General features: G+C 67.9%; 20 protein-coding genes and 1 tRNA gene. 8 read left to right on the top strand and 13 right to left on the bottom strand.

The annotated features are described in order from the left end of the window. Window positions 1-44: 44 nt before the first annotated feature. From AC2JAJ_RS14330 to AC2JAJ_RS14315, 4 genes are read right to left on the bottom strand one after another with little or no spacing between them, the layout of a single operon-like run. Window positions 45-1,007, bottom strand: coding sequence for an ABC transporter substrate-binding protein (locus tag AC2JAJ_RS14330; protein ID WP_486415391.1), 963 nt, complete (start codon window positions 1,005-1,007; stop codon window positions 45-47). Then, window positions 1,004-1,750: an ABC transporter permease gene (locus tag AC2JAJ_RS14325; RefSeq protein ID WP_486415392.1), complete on the bottom strand. Its 747-nt coding sequence runs from the start codon at window positions 1,748-1,750 to the stop codon at window positions 1,004-1,006. The genes AC2JAJ_RS14330 and AC2JAJ_RS14325 overlap by 4 nt, the downstream gene beginning before the upstream one ends. Continuing rightward, entirely contained in the window at window positions 1,747-2,472 is a 726-nt protein-coding gene (locus AC2JAJ_RS14320) for an ABC transporter permease (RefSeq protein WP_486415393.1), read from the bottom strand. Before AC2JAJ_RS14320 ends, AC2JAJ_RS14325 begins: the two co-directional genes overlap by 4 nt. Beyond that, entirely contained in the window at window positions 2,472-3,572 is a 1,101-nt protein-coding gene (locus AC2JAJ_RS14315) for an ABC transporter ATP-binding protein (RefSeq protein ID WP_486415394.1), read from the bottom strand. Before AC2JAJ_RS14315 ends, AC2JAJ_RS14320 begins: the two co-directional genes overlap by 1 nt. Window positions 3,573-3,787: 215 nt before the next feature. Here AC2JAJ_RS14315 and AC2JAJ_RS14310 point away from each other — a divergent pair, with 215 nt between their 5' ends. Then, window positions 3,788-4,807, top strand: a complete 1,020-nt coding sequence (locus AC2JAJ_RS14310) for a pirin family protein (protein ID WP_486415395.1) — start codon at window positions 3,788-3,790, stop codon at window positions 4,805-4,807. A 40-nt stretch (window positions 4,808-4,847) separates the two neighbouring features. Here the strand turns inward: AC2JAJ_RS14310 and AC2JAJ_RS14305 are convergent, their stop codons facing one another. Both AC2JAJ_RS14305 and AC2JAJ_RS14300 read right to left on the bottom strand, forming a co-directional pair. Beyond that, window positions 4,848-5,723 (bottom strand): BadF/BadG/BcrA/BcrD ATPase family protein, encoded by an 876-nt coding sequence (locus AC2JAJ_RS14305; protein ID WP_501053479.1) that lies wholly within the window; start codon window positions 5,721-5,723, stop codon window positions 4,848-4,850. A gap of 158 nt (window positions 5,724-5,881) precedes the next feature. Further along, entirely contained in the window at window positions 5,882-6,865 is a 984-nt protein-coding gene (locus AC2JAJ_RS14300) for a LysR family transcriptional regulator (protein ID WP_221386949.1), read from the bottom strand. Between the two features lie 98 nt (window positions 6,866-6,963). On the opposite strand from AC2JAJ_RS14300, the gene AC2JAJ_RS14295 reads away from it, so the two are divergent. After that, window positions 6,964-8,205 (top strand): MFS transporter, encoded by a 1,242-nt coding sequence (locus tag AC2JAJ_RS14295; protein WP_486415396.1) that lies wholly within the window; start codon window positions 6,964-6,966, stop codon window positions 8,203-8,205. Between the two features lie 138 nt (window positions 8,206-8,343). Next, window positions 8,344-8,847, top strand: coding sequence for an Lrp/AsnC family transcriptional regulator (locus tag AC2JAJ_RS14290; protein WP_221386558.1), 504 nt, complete (start codon window positions 8,344-8,346; stop codon window positions 8,845-8,847). A 22-nt stretch (window positions 8,848-8,869) separates the two neighbouring features. Here AC2JAJ_RS14290 and AC2JAJ_RS14285 read toward each other — a convergent pair whose 3' ends face one another. Further along, a complete protein-coding gene (locus tag AC2JAJ_RS14285) occupies window positions 8,870-10,114 on the bottom strand; it encodes an MFS transporter (protein WP_486415397.1) in 1,245 nt (414 codons plus the stop codon). Window positions 10,115-10,283: 169 nt separating this feature from the next. Here AC2JAJ_RS14285 and AC2JAJ_RS14280 point away from each other — a divergent pair, with 169 nt between their 5' ends. Both AC2JAJ_RS14280 and corA read left to right on the top strand, forming a co-directional pair. Further along, on the top strand, window positions 10,284-10,760 hold the full coding sequence (locus tag AC2JAJ_RS14280; protein WP_486416684.1) for an Lrp/AsnC family transcriptional regulator: 477 nt from the start codon (window positions 10,284-10,286) through the stop codon (window positions 10,758-10,760). Window positions 10,761-10,770: 10 nt separating this feature from the next. Continuing rightward, on the top strand, window positions 10,771-11,766 hold the full coding sequence (gene corA / locus AC2JAJ_RS14275; protein ID WP_473696731.1) for a magnesium/cobalt transporter CorA: 996 nt from the start codon (window positions 10,771-10,773) through the stop codon (window positions 11,764-11,766). Here corA and AC2JAJ_RS14270 read toward each other — a convergent pair. From AC2JAJ_RS14270 to galU, 6 genes are all read right to left on the bottom strand, one after another. Beyond that, on the bottom strand, window positions 11,744-12,484 hold the full coding sequence (locus tag AC2JAJ_RS14270; RefSeq protein WP_486415398.1) for a Pr6Pr family membrane protein: 741 nt from the start codon (window positions 12,482-12,484) through the stop codon (window positions 11,744-11,746). The genes corA and AC2JAJ_RS14270 overlap by 23 nt on opposite strands. A gap of 81 nt (window positions 12,485-12,565) precedes the next feature. Continuing rightward, window positions 12,566-12,718, bottom strand: a complete 153-nt coding sequence (locus AC2JAJ_RS14265) for a hypothetical protein (RefSeq protein ID WP_486415399.1) — start codon at window positions 12,716-12,718, stop codon at window positions 12,566-12,568. Between the two features lie 78 nt (window positions 12,719-12,796). Further along, window positions 12,797-12,872, bottom strand: a tRNA-Ala gene (locus tag AC2JAJ_RS14260). Window positions 12,873-12,993: 121 nt separating this feature from the next. Then, the gene (locus AC2JAJ_RS14255; protein ID WP_486416685.1) at window positions 12,994-13,932 is read right to left on the bottom strand and encodes a hypothetical protein; all 939 of its coding nucleotides are present in this window, start codon (window positions 13,930-13,932) and stop codon (window positions 12,994-12,996) included. Between the two features lie 105 nt (window positions 13,933-14,037). Further along, window positions 14,038-14,658 carry a GNAT family N-acetyltransferase gene (locus AC2JAJ_RS14250; protein ID WP_486415400.1) on the bottom strand — a complete coding sequence of 207 codons (621 nt, stop codon included), beginning with the start codon at window positions 14,656-14,658 and terminating at the stop codon, window positions 14,038-14,040. Window positions 14,659-14,662: 4 nt separating this feature from the next. Next, window positions 14,663-15,568: a UTP--glucose-1-phosphate uridylyltransferase GalU gene (galU, locus tag AC2JAJ_RS14245; protein WP_221386552.1), complete on the bottom strand. Its 906-nt coding sequence runs from the start codon at window positions 15,566-15,568 to the stop codon at window positions 14,663-14,665. Window positions 15,569-15,680: 112 nt separating this feature from the next. Here galU and AC2JAJ_RS14240 point away from each other — a divergent pair, with 112 nt between their 5' ends. From AC2JAJ_RS14240 to cpaB, 3 genes are all read left to right on the top strand, one after another. Continuing rightward, a complete protein-coding gene (locus AC2JAJ_RS14240; protein ID WP_486415401.1) occupies window positions 15,681-16,301 on the top strand; it encodes a 5-formyltetrahydrofolate cyclo-ligase in 621 nt (206 codons plus the stop codon). Between the two features lie 127 nt (window positions 16,302-16,428). After that, window positions 16,429-16,698 carry an FmdB family zinc ribbon protein gene (locus tag AC2JAJ_RS14235; protein WP_221386550.1) on the top strand — a complete coding sequence of 90 codons (270 nt, stop codon included), beginning with the start codon at window positions 16,429-16,431 and terminating at the stop codon, window positions 16,696-16,698. Window positions 16,699-17,053: 355 nt separating this feature from the next. Beyond that, window positions 17,054-17,788 carry a Flp pilus assembly protein CpaB gene (gene cpaB, locus AC2JAJ_RS14230; RefSeq protein ID WP_486415402.1) on the top strand — a complete coding sequence of 245 codons (735 nt, stop codon included), beginning with the start codon at window positions 17,054-17,056 and terminating at the stop codon, window positions 17,786-17,788. Window positions 17,789-17,858: the final 70 nt, after the last annotated feature.

Raw genomic sequence — 17,858 nt, 5'->3', positions numbered from 1 at the left:
CATCACCTGCCTGCCGCTTACCCGGGCAGGCGGGGACCCTGCCCCTACTTGACGATCCCCTTGTCCTTCAGCCATGCGGTGGCCGCCGCCTTGGCGTCCTGCTTCTGGCTGCCGCTGACGGCCCGGTTCAGGTTGATCAGGTCGTCGGTGGTGAGGGCGCTCGAGACCGAATTGAGCGCCTGCTTTGCCTTGTCCGTGACCTTTGCCTTGTTGTACAGCGGAAGGACCTGCTGGGCGATGAAGTTGTTCTTCGGATCCTCCAGCACCACGAGGTCGTTGTCAGCGATTGAGGGCGTAGTGGTGTAGATGTCGGCCACCTGCACCTTGTCCTCCAGCAGGGCCTTGAGGGTCACTGGGCCGCCGCCGTCGCTGAAAGGCTCCAGCTTCTTGGGCTCGCAGTTGTAGTTCTTCTTCAGGCCGGGCAGGCCGTACGCGCGCTCGGCGAAGGTGGCCGGGGCCCCCACAACGATCTCGCTGCAGACCTTGGCCAGGTCCTCGATGGACTTGAGCTGGTACTTCTCGGCCGTGGCCTTGGTAACCACCATGGCGTCCTTGTCCTCGGCCTTGGCCGCGTCCAGCACGGCGAGCCCGTCCGGCAGCTTGCCGGGCAGCGCCTTGATGATGTCTCCCGCGGAGACCTCGGTGGCTTCCTTGTCCACATACAGCAGCAGGTTGCCGCTGTAGTCCGGAACCACGTCCACGGACCCGTCCTGCACGGCCTTGAAGTAGACCTCGCGGGAGCCGATGTTCGGCTTGGTGGTGGCGGTGATGCCGTTGGCGTTCAGGGCGCCGGCGTAGAGCTCAGCGATGATCTGGCTTTCCGGGAAGTCGGCAGAGCCCACCACCAGGGAGGTTGCCTCCCCGGAAGCACCGCCGCTGGGAGCGGGTGTATTGCTCAGCGGGTTCGACGAACCACCGCAGGCGGACAGCGCCATCGCCAGGCCCAGCCCTGCGGCGAGGCCGCCGAATGTGCGCCTGCCAAGGCGCGGGGGACGGCTATCTTTCATGACTTACCTCCTTGTACGACAGTCTCCGCAACTACGGGGTCTGTGAGATCGACCGCAGCCTCCTGGCTGCGGTGGGACTGCTTTGAGGCCGCTGGTGTCAGGAACAGCCTCTGGAACAGGGACAGGACGAGGTCGACGGCGATCGCCAGCACCGCGATGAGGAGTGACCCTCCCAGCATCTGCGGAAAGTCGCTGAGGACGAGACCGTCGAAGAGGTAACGCCCCAGGCCGCCGAGGTTTATGTAGGCGACCACGGATACGGTGGCGATTACCTGCAGCACGGCGGTCCGGAAGCCACCGAACATCACCGTCAGCGCGTTGGGCAGCTCGGCCTTGAAGAGGACCTGCAGTTCGGTCATGCCCATGGCCCGGGCGGCGTCCACTACGTTCCGGTCCACGCTGGAGATTCCGGCATACGTGCCGGCGAGGAGGGGCGGCACAGTGAGGATGACGAGCGCCCAGACCGGTGGCATGAGCCCGATGCCGGCCAGGAGCACGAACAGCGTCAGCAGGCCAAGGGTGGGCAGGGCCCGCAAGGCCCCGGCCAGGGCGACGACGGCGACCCTGCCCTTTCCGGTGTGCCCGACGAACAAGCCGACGGGAACGGCGATGGCGGCGGCGATGAGCATCACCAGGCCGGTGTACTGGAGGTGCTCGGCGAGGCGGACGGGAATGCCCATGGAACCGGCCCAATGCTCCGGCTCACCCAGCCAGGCGAAGGTATCGGTGAAGACATTGCTCACGGGTTTTCGCCTCCGGTCCGGGACCGGGCCACGGGCCGCACTGTCTGCCCGCCGTCGCTGGGGGCCGCAACAGCCGGGCGTTGCCGCTGGCCGGCCCGTTCCCAGGGAGTGAGAAGCCTCTCCAGCAGGACGAGGACGGCGTCCATCAGCAGGGCGAGGACCAGGATTGCCACGATCCCCACCACCACCTCGGTGACGAAATCCCGCTGGAGGCCGTCAGTGAATAGCATGCCGAGGTTCCCGACGCCCAGCAGCGCGGCAACGCTCACCAAAGAGATGTTGCTGACCGACACCACCCGCAGGCCGGCGAACATGACCGGCAGGGACAACGGCAGGTCAACCTGCACGAACCGGGCCAGCGGTTTGAACCCCATGGCCTGGGCGGCCTGGCTGACGTCCGCGTCGACGGAGTCGAAGGCGTCCAGCGCGGCACGGACCAGCAGTGCAACAGCGTAGATAGTGAGGGCCACCACCACGTTCAGGGGGTCCAGGATGCGGGTCCCCAGGACGGTGGGCAGGATGATGAAGAGCGCCAGTGACGGGATGGTGTACAGCAGGGACGAAGCCGTCAGCACAACCGACCGGAGCGCAGCGTTCTGCCGGGCCAGCTGGGCCAGCGGAATGGAGATCACCAGCCCCAGGACCATGGGAATGAGCGCCAGTACGAGGTGCTGGCCGGTCCGCTCCAGGACCATGCCGCTGTTGGCCAGGAACCACTCCATCAGAGGGCAGCCTGCCGCAGCTGGCGCGCTTCTTCGATCAGCGCCAGGACCTCTCCGCCGCGGATGGTGCCCAGCACCCGGCCCTCGGCATCCACTGCCACTCCGAGCCCGGACGGCGAGGACAGCGCCGCGTCCAGGGCGCGGCGCAGGCTCTCCCCCGGACGGAACAGGGACCCGCCGGGCACGAGCTCCGTTTCGGTGCCGGGCGCTGACCAGCCCATCGGGCGCCGCTCGCCGTCCACCACCAGCTGCCAGCCGCCGGCAGCGGTGGAATCGGACTCCCAGCCGTTGGCGCCGCGGATGATCGTTGGCACAGGGTGGAGCGTCACGCCGTCGGACGCCGTGAAGCCAAGGTGCCGGAAGCCGCGGTCCCTGCCCACGAAGGAGGCCACGAAGTCGTTGGCCGGAGCCCGCAGGATTTCTTCCGGAGTTGCGTACTGCGCCAGTTTCCCGCCAGTGGCGAAGACCGCCACCTTGTCGCCAAGGGTCGTGGCCTCGTCGATGTCATGGGTCACGAAGACAATGGTCTTGGCCAGGTCCTTTTGGAGGCGCAGCAGTTCCTGCTGGAGCTCATCGCGGACCACGGGATCCACGGCGCTGAAAGGCTCATCCATGAGGAGGATGGGCGGGTCTGCGGCGAGCGCGCGGGCCACGCCCACGCGCTGCTGCTGGCCGCCGGAAAGCTGCGACGGGTATCGCTTGCCCAGCGTCTGCGCCAGGCCCACCACGTCCAGCAGCTCTTCTGCCCGTTTGCGGGCCTGCACCTTCGGGACGCCGTTCAGCCGGGGCACCGTGGCGATATTGTCCAGCACGGAACGGTGCGGCAGGAGCCCGGCGGACTGCATCACGTAGCCCATGGAGCGGCGAAGCTGCGCGGCGGGGACCGTGGTGACGTCCTTGCCGTCCACGGTGATGGTTCCGGACGTAGGCTCCACCATCCGGTTGATCATGCGCAGCGAGGTGGTCTTGCCGCAGCCGGAGGGGCCCACGAACACGGTGATGGCACCCTTGGCGATGGACATCGTCAGCCCGTCCACGGCGGGCTGGCCGCCCGGGTACTGCTTGGAAACGCTCTGGAACTCGATCATCGCCTGGTCCATGGTGCGCCACTTACCTGTTCTGTTGGACGGGCCTAAAGCACCGCGACATTGTCATCAGCACGCTGATAGTTACGGTAACCCAAACAGCGGCAGGCTTCACCGGATACGGGGCCAATCCGTGCAAAGGAATCCCTACTGTAACCATTCGGAGCGCCCGCCCGCGTGGATGGGCCGGCGCCGCGGCCGGGCAGGATGGACAGGCCTAGAGTGGGTGTGTGACCAACTTGGAAATTGCTCCCCAGCAGGAAGTCTGCCCCCCTGCCCCCGCAAACGGGAATCCGGGACCTTGCCTTCAACTGTGGCCCGAACGCGAGGTGCCGCTGGGCGGAGTGCGGGCCATGAACGTGAAACGGACCCTGCCGCAGCGCGGCCTGCCCACCATCGGGGCCTGGTGCTTCCTGGACAGTTTCGGACCGGACCGGACGGCCATGTCCGTACTCCCCCATCCGCACATCGGGCTGCAGACGGTGACCTGGCCGCTGGCCGGGAACATCCGGCACCGGGACAGCGTGGGCAGCGACGTCGTGGTGCGGCCCGGTGAGCTGAACATCATGACCGCCGGACACGGGGTTTCGCACTCGGAATTCGCGGTTCTTCCGCCAGCCGGCGCCGAGCTTCCGGTGCAGCGCGGCCTCCAGCTTTGGGTGGCCCTTCCTGACCAGCACCGGCACCGGCAGCCCGCCTTCGAACAACACCGGGCGCTGCCGGTGGCGAGCGGCGATGGTTTCACGGCCACTGTCATGGTGGGCGAATTTGCCGGCGCCGTGTCCCCGGCCACCATGTACTCACCGATCGTAGGCGCTGACGTCTCCTGCGAGGGCGCCGGCGTGCTGCCGCTGGACCCGCGCTTTGAGCATGGCATCCTGGTGCTCGACGGCGGCCTGGCGGTGGACGGGCAGGATCTGCCCGCCGGACCGCTGGGGTACCTGGGCACCGGCCGCAGCGAGCTCCCGATCCAGGCGGTCCCCGGTACCCGTTTCCTGCTGATCGGCGGCGAGCCGTTCGGTGAGGAGCTGCTGATGTGGTGGAACTTCGTGGGCCGCACGCACGACGAGGTGGAACAGGCCCGGGACGAGTGGGAAGCCCAGGCAGGCCTGTCCGACGCCGACACTGCTGCCGCCCGCTACGGTTTAGTGCCCGGCCATGGCCCCGAGGCCGGCGCGGAGGCAGGCCGCATCCCGGCGCCTCCGCTTCCCGGGGTCCGGCTGACGCCCCGCAAGCGCGCAGTGGATTAAGCGGGCCCGCGCCGTGGATTAAGCGGCCTCGCGCCGTAGATTAGGCCGGCTCGGCCACCAGCTCCAGCACGCCGAACACGGGTTCCTGGTCCAGGACCCTGACTTCCGTGATGCCGGCGGCGGCCAGGTTCCGGCGGAAGGACTCCTGCAGCGGCGCGACGTTCATGCCCAGGCCCCCGCCCAGGATCACCGGCCCGTTGAGGCCCAGCTGGCCCAGCACCTGTTCTGCCAGCGCGGCCAGGTCTTTTCCGGCCTGCTCCAGCAGCGCGGTGCTGTCCTGGTGTCCGGCGGCCGCGGCCTCCACCACGTGCCGCGCCTGCTGCGCCCAGAACCGCCTGCCCGTTTCCGGCGAGTGGAACAGGGCGATGAGTTTGTTCGGGTGGTCCAGCCCGCAGGCTTTCAGCAGGGCCGCGGTGAGCTGGTCGATAGGCAGGCCCTGGTTCATCCGGCGCAGGCTGTGCCGCACCGCTTCCCGGCCCAGCCAGTACCCGCTGCCTTCGTCCCCGAGCAGGTACCCCCACCCTCCGGCCCTTGCCTCGGCACCGCCGGCATTCCGGCCCCAGGCCGCCGAGCCCGTTCCGGCGATCACCGCGACTCCCGTGTCGGCACGGCCGGCGGCCAGCAGCAGGCGCGAATCGTGGACAACGGTGACCCTGGCGCCCGGGACGAGGGGCTGGATCAGTGCGGCCAGGGCTGCGGCGTCCTCGTCCGTATCGATTCCTCCGGACCCGGCGTACACCCGTGCCACGGGGCCGGCGCCGATCCGGGCGAAAAGGTCCGCCAGGTTTCGGGCCGCCTCCTCCCGGGTGACGTTCTGCACATTGGAGCTGCCGGCGGATTCATCGGCTACCGGGAGTCCGTCCTCGAAGCGGACCCCGTGCGTCTTGGTGCCGCCGATGTCCAGTCCGATGGTGATGCCCTGCAGCGGGCCGGAGCCGGGTGCGCTTTTGGTTCCGCCGGAGGCTGCGGAGGGGTCCTGGGTGTTTGTCACGTCACTGTTTGCCACGTCACAAGGGTACTTGGCCCGCGCGCTCCGGCGGCCGCGCACCCGTGGCAGGTCCCGCCGTCGAACCTTCACTGCGGCACGCGGTTTCCCTGCCTGACCAGGCCGGCCAGCAGGCCCGGCCCCTCGTTGGCCACCAGCTCACGGAAGAGCCGTACGGCCACAGGTTCGTTTTCCGGCTTCCGTCGCCGCCAGCTGACGCCAACCACCCGGAAGGCCAGCGCCGAGTCCAGCGGAACTTCCACCCACCCCAGGTTCCCCGTTTCTGGCCGCACCAGGCGCCCGGGAGCGTCGCCGCCCGGCGGAAGGATGCTGACGCCCAGGCCGGCGGAGACCAGGCCGCGGACCGTGTGTGAGTCTTGGCTTTCGAAGGCGATCCTGGGGCGGTACCCCGCCTCCCGGAAGAGCGCATCGGTGAGCGAGCGCAGCCCATAGCCAGGCTCGAGCGCGACGAAGGGCTCGCCGCGGAGGTCAGCCACCCGCGCCGCCCGCTGCCGCGCCAATGGATGTCCGTGATGCACCACCAGACGGAGCGGTTCCCGGTACAGCGGGGCAGTCCGAAGATTCTTCCCGGGTTCCGCCACGGGCGCCGTCAGGGCCAGGTCCGCCTCCCCCGACGCAAGCTCCGCGAGGCAAGTGCTGCGCGCACCCTGGCTGAGCCGGAACTCGGCTCCGGCGTGCCGTGCCCGGAAGGCACTGATCAGCAGGGGCAGGGTGGCCTCGCCGAACGTGTGCTGGAAGGACACGGAAATCCTGCCCCGAACCACCTCTGACTCGTTGCGCACCAGGTCCAGGCCGGCCTGGAATTCCGCGAGCGCCTGGCCGATGTAGGGCAGCAAGGTGCGGGCGGCAGGGGTGAGTCGGACGCCGCGGCCGTCCCGCACCACGAGTTCGGTCCCGACGGCGGCGCTCGCCCGGGCTACCGCCCTGCTCACCGTCGACTGGGGTACTCCCAGGAGTTCCGCGGTCTCGGTGACGTGTTCGGTGCGGCCAAGCTCGGCCAGTACCGGCAGGAGCGGAAGGAGCTGGGCCAACTGTTTCCTGTCCGGCTCCATGACCGCATCCACCCCTCCGCCACTCATCCTCTGTTGCTATCAGTTTTGCATGAATTATGCATTGGAAGCATCCATGGCCGCGGGTCTACGCTGGCGGGATGCCGCAGAACGCAGTCCCCGCCGCCAGTGGCGCCCTGCCCCGCTGGGACGGGCACGCCAAAGGATCCCGCGCCTACGGGCGGGTCCTTGCCGGCTTGTCATGTGCAGGCGTAGCCACCTTCGCCCAGCTCTACTCCACCCAGGCCGTCCTTCCGCTGCTGGCCGCCGACCTGGACATCTCGGCCGCGGAGGCCGCTTTGACCATCTCCCTGGCCACCGTCGGGCTGGCCGCAACCGTCATTCCCTGGTCGTTCCTGGCTGACAGGATCGGACGGGTCCGGGCCATGATGTGGGGCATCTGCGCGGCCACGGTCCTGGGGCTGATGGTCCCCCTGGCCCAGAATTTCGGCATGCTCCTCACGCTGCGGCTGCTCGAGGGGATGGCACTGGGCGGCATCCCCGCGATTGCCATCGCCTACCTCAACGAGGAGGTGACCAAGGCGCATGCCGCGCTGGCAGCGGGAAGCTACGTTGCCGGAACCACCGTCGGCGGGCTGGCCGGACGGCTGGTGGCCGGCCCGGTGGGCGAGCTCTGGGGATGGCGGGCAGCCGCGCTGGCCGTGTCCGTCCTCGCCACCCTTGCGGCCGCGGCGTTCCTTGTCCTGGTGCCCAAGGCCCGCGGCTTCACACCTGCCCGCGCCGCCGGCCTGCGCGCCGCGCTCGGAACCCTCGCAGGGCATGTGCGCAACATCCGGCTGCTGGCGCTCTATGTCCAGGCCTTCCTGATGATGGGTGGCTTCGTCGCCATCTACAACTACCTGGGCTTCCGGCTCTCCGGGGCACCGTTCGGCCTCCCGGCAACACTGATCAGCCTGATCTTCCTGGCCTACCTCTCCGGCACATTCTCCTCCCGCTGGGCTGCCGGGCTGACGGTGCGGTTCGGGCGGCGGAACGTGCTGCTGGCGGGGCTGGCCCTTGCCGTGGCCGGCCTCGCGCTTACCCTGACCCCGTTCCTGGTCCTGATCCTGTCAGGACTGGTGGTCTTCACCGGCGGCTTCTTCGCCGCGCACAGCATCGGATCCGGATGGACCGGCGCCATTGCCCGCACCGGCCGCGCCCAGGCTGCGTCCCTCTACAACCTTGCCTACTACCTTGGCTCCAGCCTCCTCGGCTGGGCGGGCGGCCTGCTCTTCCAGGCCTGGGGCTGGAACGCCCTGGCGGGGGCCGTCATGGTCCTGGCCTGCCTCACTGCGGCGACGGTCGCCGTCGTCCATCCAGCGACGGAACCGGCGACGCACTGACACCTCTCACACCCGTGAACTATTCCCTGTCCGTGACCAGCAGGAAGGGGCGGAAATTCGGCGGGACGGGCCCTTGGACACCGGTTGAAACCGATTCTGCGGTCTAGGATGAACAGAGGACCGTTGGAAGGAACCGCAGTGAGCACGAACGCCAGGAACGGCAGGCCAGGGCAGCACCTGGAACCACTGGACGCTATCGATGAACGGCTCCTGGCGGCCCTGGTGGCGGACGCGAGGATTTCCAACAAGCAGCTCGCTGAACTGGTGGGCATCGCGCCCTCCACGGCCCTGATGCGCACCCGGGCACTGTCGGAGCGCGGCATCGTCCAGGGCTACGAGGCGAAACTCAGCCTGTCCGCGATCGGCAGGTCTGTCCAGGCGCTGGTGGCGGTGCGCCTTCGGGCCCACGACAGGGACCAGATCGACCGCTTCACCGCCCGCGTGCCGCACCTGCCCGCGGTGCTGTCGACGTTCCACACCTCCGGCTCCGTGGATTACCTGCTGCACATCGCGGTCGGAAGCACGGAGGACCTGCGGGACTGGGTGCTGGACAACCTGGCCACGGACCCCGTGGTCGGCCACACCGAAACCACGCTGGTCTTCGAACACATCCAGGGCAACCACGGGCCGCTGCCGGACTAAGCCGTCCGAAGCGCCTGCGTGCCTAGGCCGGCCGCCGCCTGGCTGCCCCGGCCATGGTCACGGCGGAGAGCGCCAGCGCCGCCGAGCCGCAGACCAGCACAAAGCCCTGCACTGCGGCCGGTACCCCGAACATCCCGCCCGCCCAGCCGAGGCCCAGCACCGGGACGGCGCTGCCAAGGTACGTGATGACGTAGACGGTGCTGATGATCTGCGCGTGCCGTGCGGGCTCCACTTTCGCGGCCACGTCGTTGAAGACCGTGCGGAAGGCCACTCCCTGTCCCAACCCCGCCGCCGCAGCGGCCGCAATGAGCAGCAACGGGCTGTGCCAGGTGCCGGCCGCACCGAGCAGCATCACGGACACCCCCAGGACGGCCAGCCCGGCAGGCACGGCATGCCGTCCACGCACGCTCACCAGCTGGCTCAGCGCCGAGGCCCCCAGCGGCAGCCCGGCGAGCATGCCCACCAGCGGCCGGGACTGCGTGTCCAGGACCTGCGCGAAATAGCCGGGCGCCAGCGAGAGGCAGAAACCAAACACGGCGAAGCTGAGGAAGCCGACGCCGGACGCCAGCCAGAATGCGCCCCTCGCCTGGCGCGAAACGGACGGGCGGCGCGGAGCAAGCGCGTACAGGGGCCGTGACGGCGCCGGCAGCATGATCGCCGGACGGGCACGGATCAGGTACAGCGGAACCAGCAGCGCTGCCAGGAGGACCGAGTGGACGTAATAGGGTGCTGTGGTGGCGCCCGGAAGCTGCGACAGCAGTCCCCCAATGACAGGTCCCGCCGCCACTCCCCCGGAGGATGCCAGCAGCGTGAAGCGGGAAGCCCACTCAGGGCGGGAAGGCAGCAGTTCGCGCAGGGCCGCGGCGCTCGCGCCGGTTGCGAGGGCCACGGCAGTGCCCTGGAGCGCCCGGCCGGCGCACAACGCAGCCAGGGTCTGCGCTTCGGAGAAGATCCATCCCCCGGCCAGGCCGGTGAGCACTGCCACCAGGAGGGCGGCGCGCCGCCCGATGTGGTCAGACCAGTGGCCGGCCAGCAGCAGCGTGGCCACCAGCGCCAGCACGTAGCTCGCAAAAGCGCCGGTGACTTCGAGGCTGGACAGTCCCAGGCTGGCCTGCAGCAGCGGGTACAGCGGCGTAGCCATGTTGGCGCCCACCAGGAGCATGAAGATGACCGCGCCGGCCATGACCAGCCGTGCCGTAGTGGAAGCATCCCAGCCTGTGGCCGCGGCCGTTGCCGGACGCATTCGCAGTTCGCTGAAGACCGTCATGGTGCCGCCTTAGGGGTGGCCGCGGCGGGTAGTCCTTGTGGGAGCCCTTCGCGGATGGATCTATGATGATTCAAGAGTGCGGGAGGGCTGCCTGATCCGTCTGTTCTTGGGTTCGTAATTGCGCAGAATCATCAATTCTTGGCTGCATACATGATGGAGAGTGACGATTTTGAACAAGCTTGACCTCACCGACCTGAAGATCCTCCTGGCCCTGATCAGGGACCCGCGCATCCAGATCGGCGAGCTCAGCGAGGCGCTGGGCATCGCACGCAACACTGCCCAGTCCCGCGTGCGCCGCCTGCTGCGGGCCGGGGTGCTGCGCCCGGGTGGCCGCGAAGTGGACCTTGAGGCCGTGGGGTATGACGTGGTGGCGTTCGTGACCATCGAGGTTTCGCACCGCGAACTGGACGGCGTGGTGGCGGCTCTGCGGCTGATCCCCCAAGTCCTGGAAGTCCATGAGATTTCGGGGCGCGGCGATGTCTGGTGCCGGGTGGTGGCCACGGACACCCACAACCTGCAGGCGTCGCTGCGCCAGGTCCTGAGGATCAAGGGCGTCATCCGCACCGAGACGGTCCTGGCACTGCACACCCACATCCCGTACCGGACCGAGCCCCTGATCAGCGGCCTGAGCAGCGCCGGCCAGTAGGATTTCCTGAATGACCATCATCGACAACGCCGTGTACGTCAACGGTATGCGCCACGCCGAACCTGAAAGCCTGGAGCAAACCTTTGAGACTTTGGCCCAGCACGGCGGCATGGCGTGGATCGGGCTTTACCGGCCCACGGCGGACGAGATGGCGGCCGTGGCAGCGGAGTTCGGCCTGCACGGCCTCGCGGTGGAGGACGCAGTTTCCGCCCACCAGCGGCCCAAGCTGGAGCGCTACGACGACAATCTGTTCACTGTGCTGCGTCCTGCCCGCTACCTTGACGCGAGCGAAACGGTGGAATTTGGTGAGCTCCACGTCTTCACCGGCAAGAACTTTGTGGTGACCGTACGCCATGCTGAAACGGCCGGGGTGGCCCGGGTACGGCAGCGGCTCGAAGCACGGCCGGACCTGCTCCGCCACGGACCCGAAGCCGTGCTGTACGCGCTGCTGGACCGGGTGGTTGATGACTATGCGCCGGTGGTGGCCGGACTTGAGAACGACATCGACGAAATCGAGGACCAGCTTTTCAGCGGCGATTCGGCCGTGTCCCGCCGCATCTATGAACTCGCCCGCGAAGTAATCCAGTTCCAGCGGGCCATCCACCCCCTGCCGGAGATGCTGGACCAGCTGAAGCGGGGATTTGAGAAGTACGGCGTGGAGACCGAGCTGCGGCACAACCTGCGGGACGTGGAAGACCACGTTGAACGGGTGATTTCCCGGGCGGATTCGTTCCGTGACCTCCTGCAGAACGCCCTCACCCTGGACGGGACACTGACCGCCAACAGGCAAAACGAGGCCAGCGCCGAACAGAACGAACAGGTCAAGAAGATTTCATCCTGGGCGGCGATCCTCTTCGCGCCTTCGTTCGTGGCTGGTATCTATGGCATGAACTTTGACCATATGCCGGAGCTGCACTGGGCTTTCGGCTATCCGATGGCGCTTGGCCTGATGGTGGCAACGGGTGCACTCATGTACGCGATCTTCAAGAAGAAGGGCTGGATTTAGGCGGCCGTCCAACGGCGAGCCCCACCCGGGCGTTACCTGCCGCATGAACGAGCAGCGAGACCGCCAGGAAGGCGGCGAGGACTTCGGCCGTGACGCCCAAGACCCTCGCCCAGCCGCCCTCGAGCGTAGGGTCAAGGAAGTCGTAGACGTACCATCCGTCGAGGCCGCCACGGACCCACGAGAACACCAGGAATGCCACCGGGTAGCCCAGCCAGGCCAACGGCCGCCACCATGGACCACGGATGGTGCGGGTAACGAGGAGCCAGTCCAACGCCACCATCAACGGCGCCAGGCGGTGATGCGCCATTTGCGGCCAGTATAGGTCCCAGCTCCACCACGGCTCACCGGGCGGCGCCACCAGCACGATGTAGATGATGCCCGTCATCACCAGGTACAGGACCAAAGCACCGAACACATGGTCCCACCAGCGCGGCAGCCTGCTCCGCGGCCGGATCCCCGAGGCAAGCAGGACAAGCCCCAGGACAAGGTTCCCCTGGACAGTGAACTCCGAATACAACTGGGGAATGTCCACGTCGTTCCCGGGCAGGGTCGCATCAAAAGTCTTCTGGATGAGCGCGGCGAGCGCAAAGAGCCCGACCAGGATCCGGATGGCACGAACCCAGGGGCGGTCGGGGTGCAGGGCGCTGTTCGCGGCGAAGTTGCGACGGACCAGCGGTACCGACGGGGTGTGGCCCCCCGCCCGTTCTGTGAGGCTCATGGAGCAAGCGTGACGGGGTTTGCCGGGCGCGGACAGAGTCCTTTGGCAGTCGCTATGCCGGCCGGTGCTCCGTCTTCAGCGTCAGACGCTGGCCCTTCGCTTGAGCCAGCCCCAGACGCCAGTGGCGACGAAGAGGACAAGGCCGATGATCGCGAGCCAGAACAGGCCCTTCACGACAAAGCCCACAACGGACAGGATGAGCCAGATGACAAGAAGTCCAATAATGATTCCCATGGGCCCACTCTAGGCCGGTGAGGACGGGATGGCCCGCACATCAGGCTGCGTTTCGCCTGGGCGGAAGAACTGCATGGCTGGTGGAGCTAAGGAGATTCGAACTCCTGACCTCTTCGATGCGAACGAAGCGCTCTACCAACTGAGCTATAGCCCCGGAACTGGCCGCAGTCTGCGAGGTTTCCTGGCGGCTGCGGAGCCGGTGTCCCTAGGCTACAAATTTTCCCGGCGCAACGCCAATCGGCGCGCTTATCGACGGCCGGCTCCCCTCCGGGAGCCTACGCCCGGCGGCGCTGCAGGACGTCGTCGAGGTTGCTCAGGGCCCGCTGCGCCTTGGTGAGTTGCTGGGCTTCCGCGGACGCCACGGCGTCGGCCGGCGGGGCTCCCGCTGCGCCCTGCTTCAGGGACGGCTTCCCTACAGCCTTGGGAGCCTCCGGAAGCTGCAACGGTTCGGGGGCGGGGCGCTCAGCCTTTGCGGCCTCCACGTAGACGGGCTTCGGTACCTCCACCGGCTCCCAGGGAGTGCCGGCAACAGCACTGGGGGCGGCGGCAGCGCCCGGGGTGACCGCGGCGGCGCTGGGATCGCCGGCAGCGACGGCGACGGCGAGGGCCGCTTCCCGCAGCTCCATAACCGTCAGCGGCTTGACTTTGGGCTCGGCCGCCTCGGCGTCGAAAAGCGGGGATTCCGGGCGGGCAGGGGCCTGACCGGGTTTCGGCGGGACAGCCGGGGCTACATCCGGACGGCGGGCGGGGGCCGCACTCATGGCGGAGCGGAACGCGGCGTTCACCTTCGCCTTGCGGTCCCGGACGGCGAGCCAGCGCAGCACCGCTACCGACGCCGGAGTCACCACGGCACACGCCAGCGGCAGGGCGGGTGATCCCAGCCCGAAGGCGAGCAGCACGCCGGAGATGAACAGCGTCACCAGGGACAACAGCCCCACGAGGGCCAGGGCAGTGCGGCCGTAGCGGATACGGAACCGGGCCGGGGGTGCAGTGCTGGCAGCACCGGCAGCGGGTGCGGCACTCTTCCTGGGTTCCATGGCTTTCTCCTGCTGGGCGGCGACGTTCATTACCAGGCCGGCTGGCTGGTCCGGCCGTTCCTCGGCCTGCGTGTCCGCCAGATACTCACCGGCGGGCTGGAACTGGTGCCGGCGGTTCCGGAGGACGTAGGGGGCAACCCAAACAATCCAGAGCACGACGGCAACCACGAGGATCACTGAGCTGCTAAGGGGGAAGTCCACACTCAAAACCGTATGAGCATCGTGACTGCTCCTGCCGCATTAGCTGCGGTGTGTCGTGCCGCTGCTGGCAAATCATTGGATTTATGAAGGACGCGAGGCAAGCCAGCGCGCCAGGAGGCCCTCCGGGACTTCTTCCGACGTGAGGGCGAACGAGCGGTGGTCCGCCCATTCACCGTTGATGTGCAGGAAACGGGGACGGTACCCCTCGTCCCGGAACCCCAGTTTCTCCACCACCCGGAGGCTGGGTCCGTTCTCGGGGCGGATATTGATCTCCATCCGGTGGAGGCCAAGGGTGCGGAAGCAGTGGTCGGTGACCAGTGCAACGGAGGTGGGGGCTATGCCCCGGCCCGCCCTTGCCTTGTCCACCCAGTAGCCCAGGGTGGCCATCATCGCCGAGCCCCAGACAATCGACGACACGGTCAACTGGCCGACGATGACCGGCTTCCTGTGGCCTGGCGTCCACTCCGTGATCAGGAACGGCAGCGCGGTACCCTGGGCAGCCTGCGCATTGAGCGAGCGGACCATGTGCCGGTAGTCCGGCAGCCCGCCGCCCGGCTCGGGATTGGAGGCCTCCCAGGGCGCGAGCCACTCGCTGTTGCGGGACCGCACCTCGGTCCACTCCTTCTTGTCCCGGTACCTGATGGGCCGCAGGACGAGGTCGCCGCATTCCAGCGTAACGGGCCAAATGGGGCCAGCGCGCACGGCGTTATCCGGACAGGCCGGCAGCGAAGCCGGGCAGCCATTCACGAAGGCCCGGGCCCAGGTCATCGCTGTCGACGGCAAGCTGGATGCAGGCCTGGAGGTAGCTGAGCTTGTCGCCGGTGTCGTAGCGGCGGCCGCGGAACACGACGCCGTAGACCCCGTAACCCTCCCCCTCGCCGGACGCCAGTTCCTGCAAGGCATCAGTGAGCTGGATTTCGCCGCCGCGTCCCGGTTCCGTTTTTTCGAGGACATTGAACACAGCGGGGTGCAGCACGTAACGCCCGATCAGGGCCAGGTTGGACGGCGCTTCCTCCGGGGAGGGCTTCTCCACCAGCCGGTTCACGCGGACGTAGCCTTCGCCGTCGAACTCCTCAATGTCCGCGCAGCCGTAGGCACTGATCTGTGAAGGTTCCACTTCGATCAGTGCGACGACGGAACCTCCGGTCCTGGCCTGGACATCGATCATCGTGCTGAGGAGTTCGTCCCGGGGGTCGATGAGGTCGTCACCGAGCAGGACGGCGAAGGCCTCCTCCCCCACATGCTGCTTGGCCCTGAGGACGGCGTGGCCCAGGCCCAGGGGGTCACCCTGCCGGACATAGTGGATATCGCCCAGCTTGCTGGCCGCCTGGATGGCTTCCAGCTTCGCGGTGTCACCCTTCTCCGCCAGCATCGATTCAAGCGACGGCACACGGTCAAAATGGTCTTCGAGCGCGCGTTTGTTGCGGCCGGTAATCATCAGGACGTCGTTGAGGCCAACGTTGACGGCTTCCTCCACCACATACTGGATGGCAGGCTTGTCAACGACAGGAAGCATTTCCTTCGGCATGGCCTTGGTGGCGGGCAGGAACCGGGTACCCAGGCCGGCTGCAGGGATGACGGCTTTGCGGACCCTCGGGTTACTGGTAGTCACCGGACTAATCTAACGTCAGCGTCAAGTATTTCCGTAACCATCAAAAGCCCTGGCAGGCCCGCGGCAGCGCGCCGGAAGCCGTAAGCGCGGCGGGCACAGCAGGAAGGACACCATGCTTCAGGAGTCGAACACCATCAAGGACGGCATCCGTGCCGCACACAGGCGGCGCCGGGCCACCTTAACCCCGGGGCAACTCGAGTCCGCGGGCGCGGGGCTGGCACTGCACGGCGAAGGATGGGCAGGGTCTGTGACCGGCGGGCGTCCCGCCACCGTGTGCGTCTACCTCGGCGTGGGCAAGGAGCCTCCCACCCTGCCGTTGATCGCCGCCCTGCACCGCAGCGGCCACAAGGTCCTCCTTCCAGTGTGCGAACCGGGCCGGGAATTGAGCTGGGTGTTCTGGACGCCGGAGGTGGGCTACTCACGCAGCAAGTACGCGCCCATCCTGGAACCGGACGGCCCCCGGTATGGGCCTGACGTGGCCGGGGAGGCCAAGGCGCTCTTCATTCCGGCGACGGCGGTGGACCTCGCAGGCAACAGGATCGGCCAGGGCGGCGGATACTACGACAAATTCCTGGGGCACCTCGCCACGGCAGGGAAGGACATTCCGCTGGCCGCCGTGATCTACGACGAGGAACTGCTGCCTGCGGGCATGATTCCCGCGGAAGAATTTGACCGGCCGGTCCCGGCAGTCCTCCTCCCATCCGGGCTCCGCCGCTTGAACGGGGGCTCCTGAGCCGCGTCCGGCCCAGGACCCTCCCGGACACGGAGGATGCTAGAATTGGCACTCAGGCCCTGCGACTGCTAATGGTTCACCAAGTGGCAGCACGGGACCTCTCGTTTGCCCAAGAGGAGGAGCACCAGTGCCAACATATGCTTACGCCTGCAAGGATTGCGGCCACGCCTTCGACATCGTCCAGTCGTTCTCGGACAGCAGCCTGACTTCATGCCCTGAATGCAGCGGGACGCTGCGCAAGAAGTTCAACAGCGTTGGCGTCGTCTTCAAGGGCTCGGGCTTCTACCGCACCGACTCCCGCGACTCGAAGGGGAGTTCCGTCTCCCCCGCCCCTGCGGCGGCTCCGGCAGCTCCGGCGGCAACGCCCGCCCCTGCCCCGGCGGCTGCAGCAAGCTAGCCCACTCCGCCATACCGACGGCGGCCAGGGCGCGGTCGAGCGCCGGGCCGCCGTCGTTCGTGAGCAGTTCTTTTCGGCACCGTTTGTTTCCCCACCGGTTGTTTGCCGGCTCACTTGCTTTCCCGGCTCACTGCCTCGCCCCCAGTTGCCTCGCGGACCAATGGGAGCACCCCGCTCCTGGCTGGCCGCCCGCGCCATTGCGCGGGCGGCGTTTTGCATGGCGGCGTTTTGCATGGCGGCCTTTTGCATTGGCGGCATCGTGCTGTGAGCCGTGCCCGGCCCTGACACGGAGTATTGTCCACATAGCCGGTGTTCGACCTGTCGCGCATATTTCGCCCGGCGCTAGCGTGGGCGCATGTCTGCTCATCCGTTCCGCGCCCGTCGCGTCAATTCCCGCCTTACGGGCAACCCGCGTCCTTCCGGCCGCTCGCGCTCCCGGAACGGGCGCCTGCCAGTCCGCTTCGCCGCCTGGCTGAACCGGAACAGGCGCCTCGCCGCGGCATTGCTCTTCTGCGCCGCAGCAGCCTTGGCCGTCCAGCAGCTGACCCCGGCCCCTCTGACCACCGTTGCGGCACTCGCCGCTGCCCGTGACCTGCCGGCCGGAACCGCCCTCGCCGCATCGGACCTGGCGCCCGTGCGGGTGCCGCCAGGGGTGGTTGCCGAAGGCTTTCTCCAGGACCCGGCCAGCGTGGCGGGCAAACAGTTGGCGGCGCCGCTGCGCAGGGGTCAGCTCCTCACCGACGCGCAACTCCTTGGTCCCGGGCTCCTGACCGGGACCCCGCCGGGTTCGGCGGCTGTCCCCTTAAGGATGGCCGACGCCTCGTCCATCCAGCTGGTCGCGCCGGGCCAGTTGGTGAATGTGGTCCTCACCTCGGCCAATGGATTCGACCAGCAGGGCCCGTCAGAAGTGCTGGCCTCAGCCGTCCCCGTGCTGTGGACCTCGAACAAGGGCGGGCAAAGCGGACAGTGGCTGGGCACCACCGAGACGGATGGCCTGATTGTTGTGGCAGCAAGCCCTGAGCAGGCAGCCCGTCTTGCGGGAGCGTCAACCCGGGGCAGGTTGTTCTTTGTCCTGGTCGGACCAGCGTGAGCTGCCGCCGCGGCCGCCGGGCGCACCGGTCAGGCACCCCGCTGACGCGTCCACCCAGCCCAGGTTGTTC

It is taken from the genome of Arthrobacter sp. MOO21 (assembly GCF_057369995.2).
The sequence above is the reverse complement of the archived record's forward strand: the minus strand, read 5'-3'. Positions and strand labels throughout refer to the sequence as shown.

Excerpts from the sequence above, each read along its gene's own strand:
- AC2JAJ_RS14330 (WP_486415391.1), bottom strand. The coding sequence starts at position 1,007 with ATGAAAGATAGCCGTCCCCCGCGCCTTGGCAGGCGCACATTCGGCGGC.
- AC2JAJ_RS14320 (WP_486415393.1), bottom strand. The coding sequence starts at position 2,472 with ATGGAGTGGTTCCTGGCCAACAGCGGCATGGTCCTGGAGCGGACCGGC.
- AC2JAJ_RS14315 (WP_486415394.1), bottom strand. The coding sequence starts at position 3,572 with ATGGACCAGGCGATGATCGAGTTCCAGAGCGTTTCCAAGCAGTACCCG.
- AC2JAJ_RS14300 (WP_221386949.1), bottom strand. The coding sequence starts at position 6,865 with ATGGAGCCGGACAGGAAACAGTTGGCCCAGCTCCTTCCGCTCCTGCCG.
- AC2JAJ_RS14295 (WP_486415396.1), top strand. The coding sequence starts at position 6,964 with ATGCCGCAGAACGCAGTCCCCGCCGCCAGTGGCGCCCTGCCCCGCTGG.
- AC2JAJ_RS14285 (WP_486415397.1), bottom strand. The coding sequence starts at position 10,114 with ATGACGGTCTTCAGCGAACTGCGAATGCGTCCGGCAACGGCCGCGGCC.
- corA (WP_473696731.1), top strand. The coding sequence starts at position 10,771 with ATGACCATCATCGACAACGCCGTGTACGTCAACGGTATGCGCCACGCC.
- AC2JAJ_RS14270 (WP_486415398.1), bottom strand. The coding sequence starts at position 12,484 with ATGAGCCTCACAGAACGGGCGGGGGGCCACACCCCGTCGGTACCGCTG.
- AC2JAJ_RS14265 (WP_486415399.1), bottom strand. The coding sequence starts at position 12,718 with ATGGGAATCATTATTGGACTTCTTGTCATCTGGCTCATCCTGTCCGTT.
- AC2JAJ_RS14240 (WP_486415401.1), top strand. The coding sequence starts at position 15,681 with ATGCTTCAGGAGTCGAACACCATCAAGGACGGCATCCGTGCCGCACAC.
- cpaB (WP_486415402.1), top strand. The coding sequence starts at position 17,054 with ATGTCTGCTCATCCGTTCCGCGCCCGTCGCGTCAATTCCCGCCTTACG.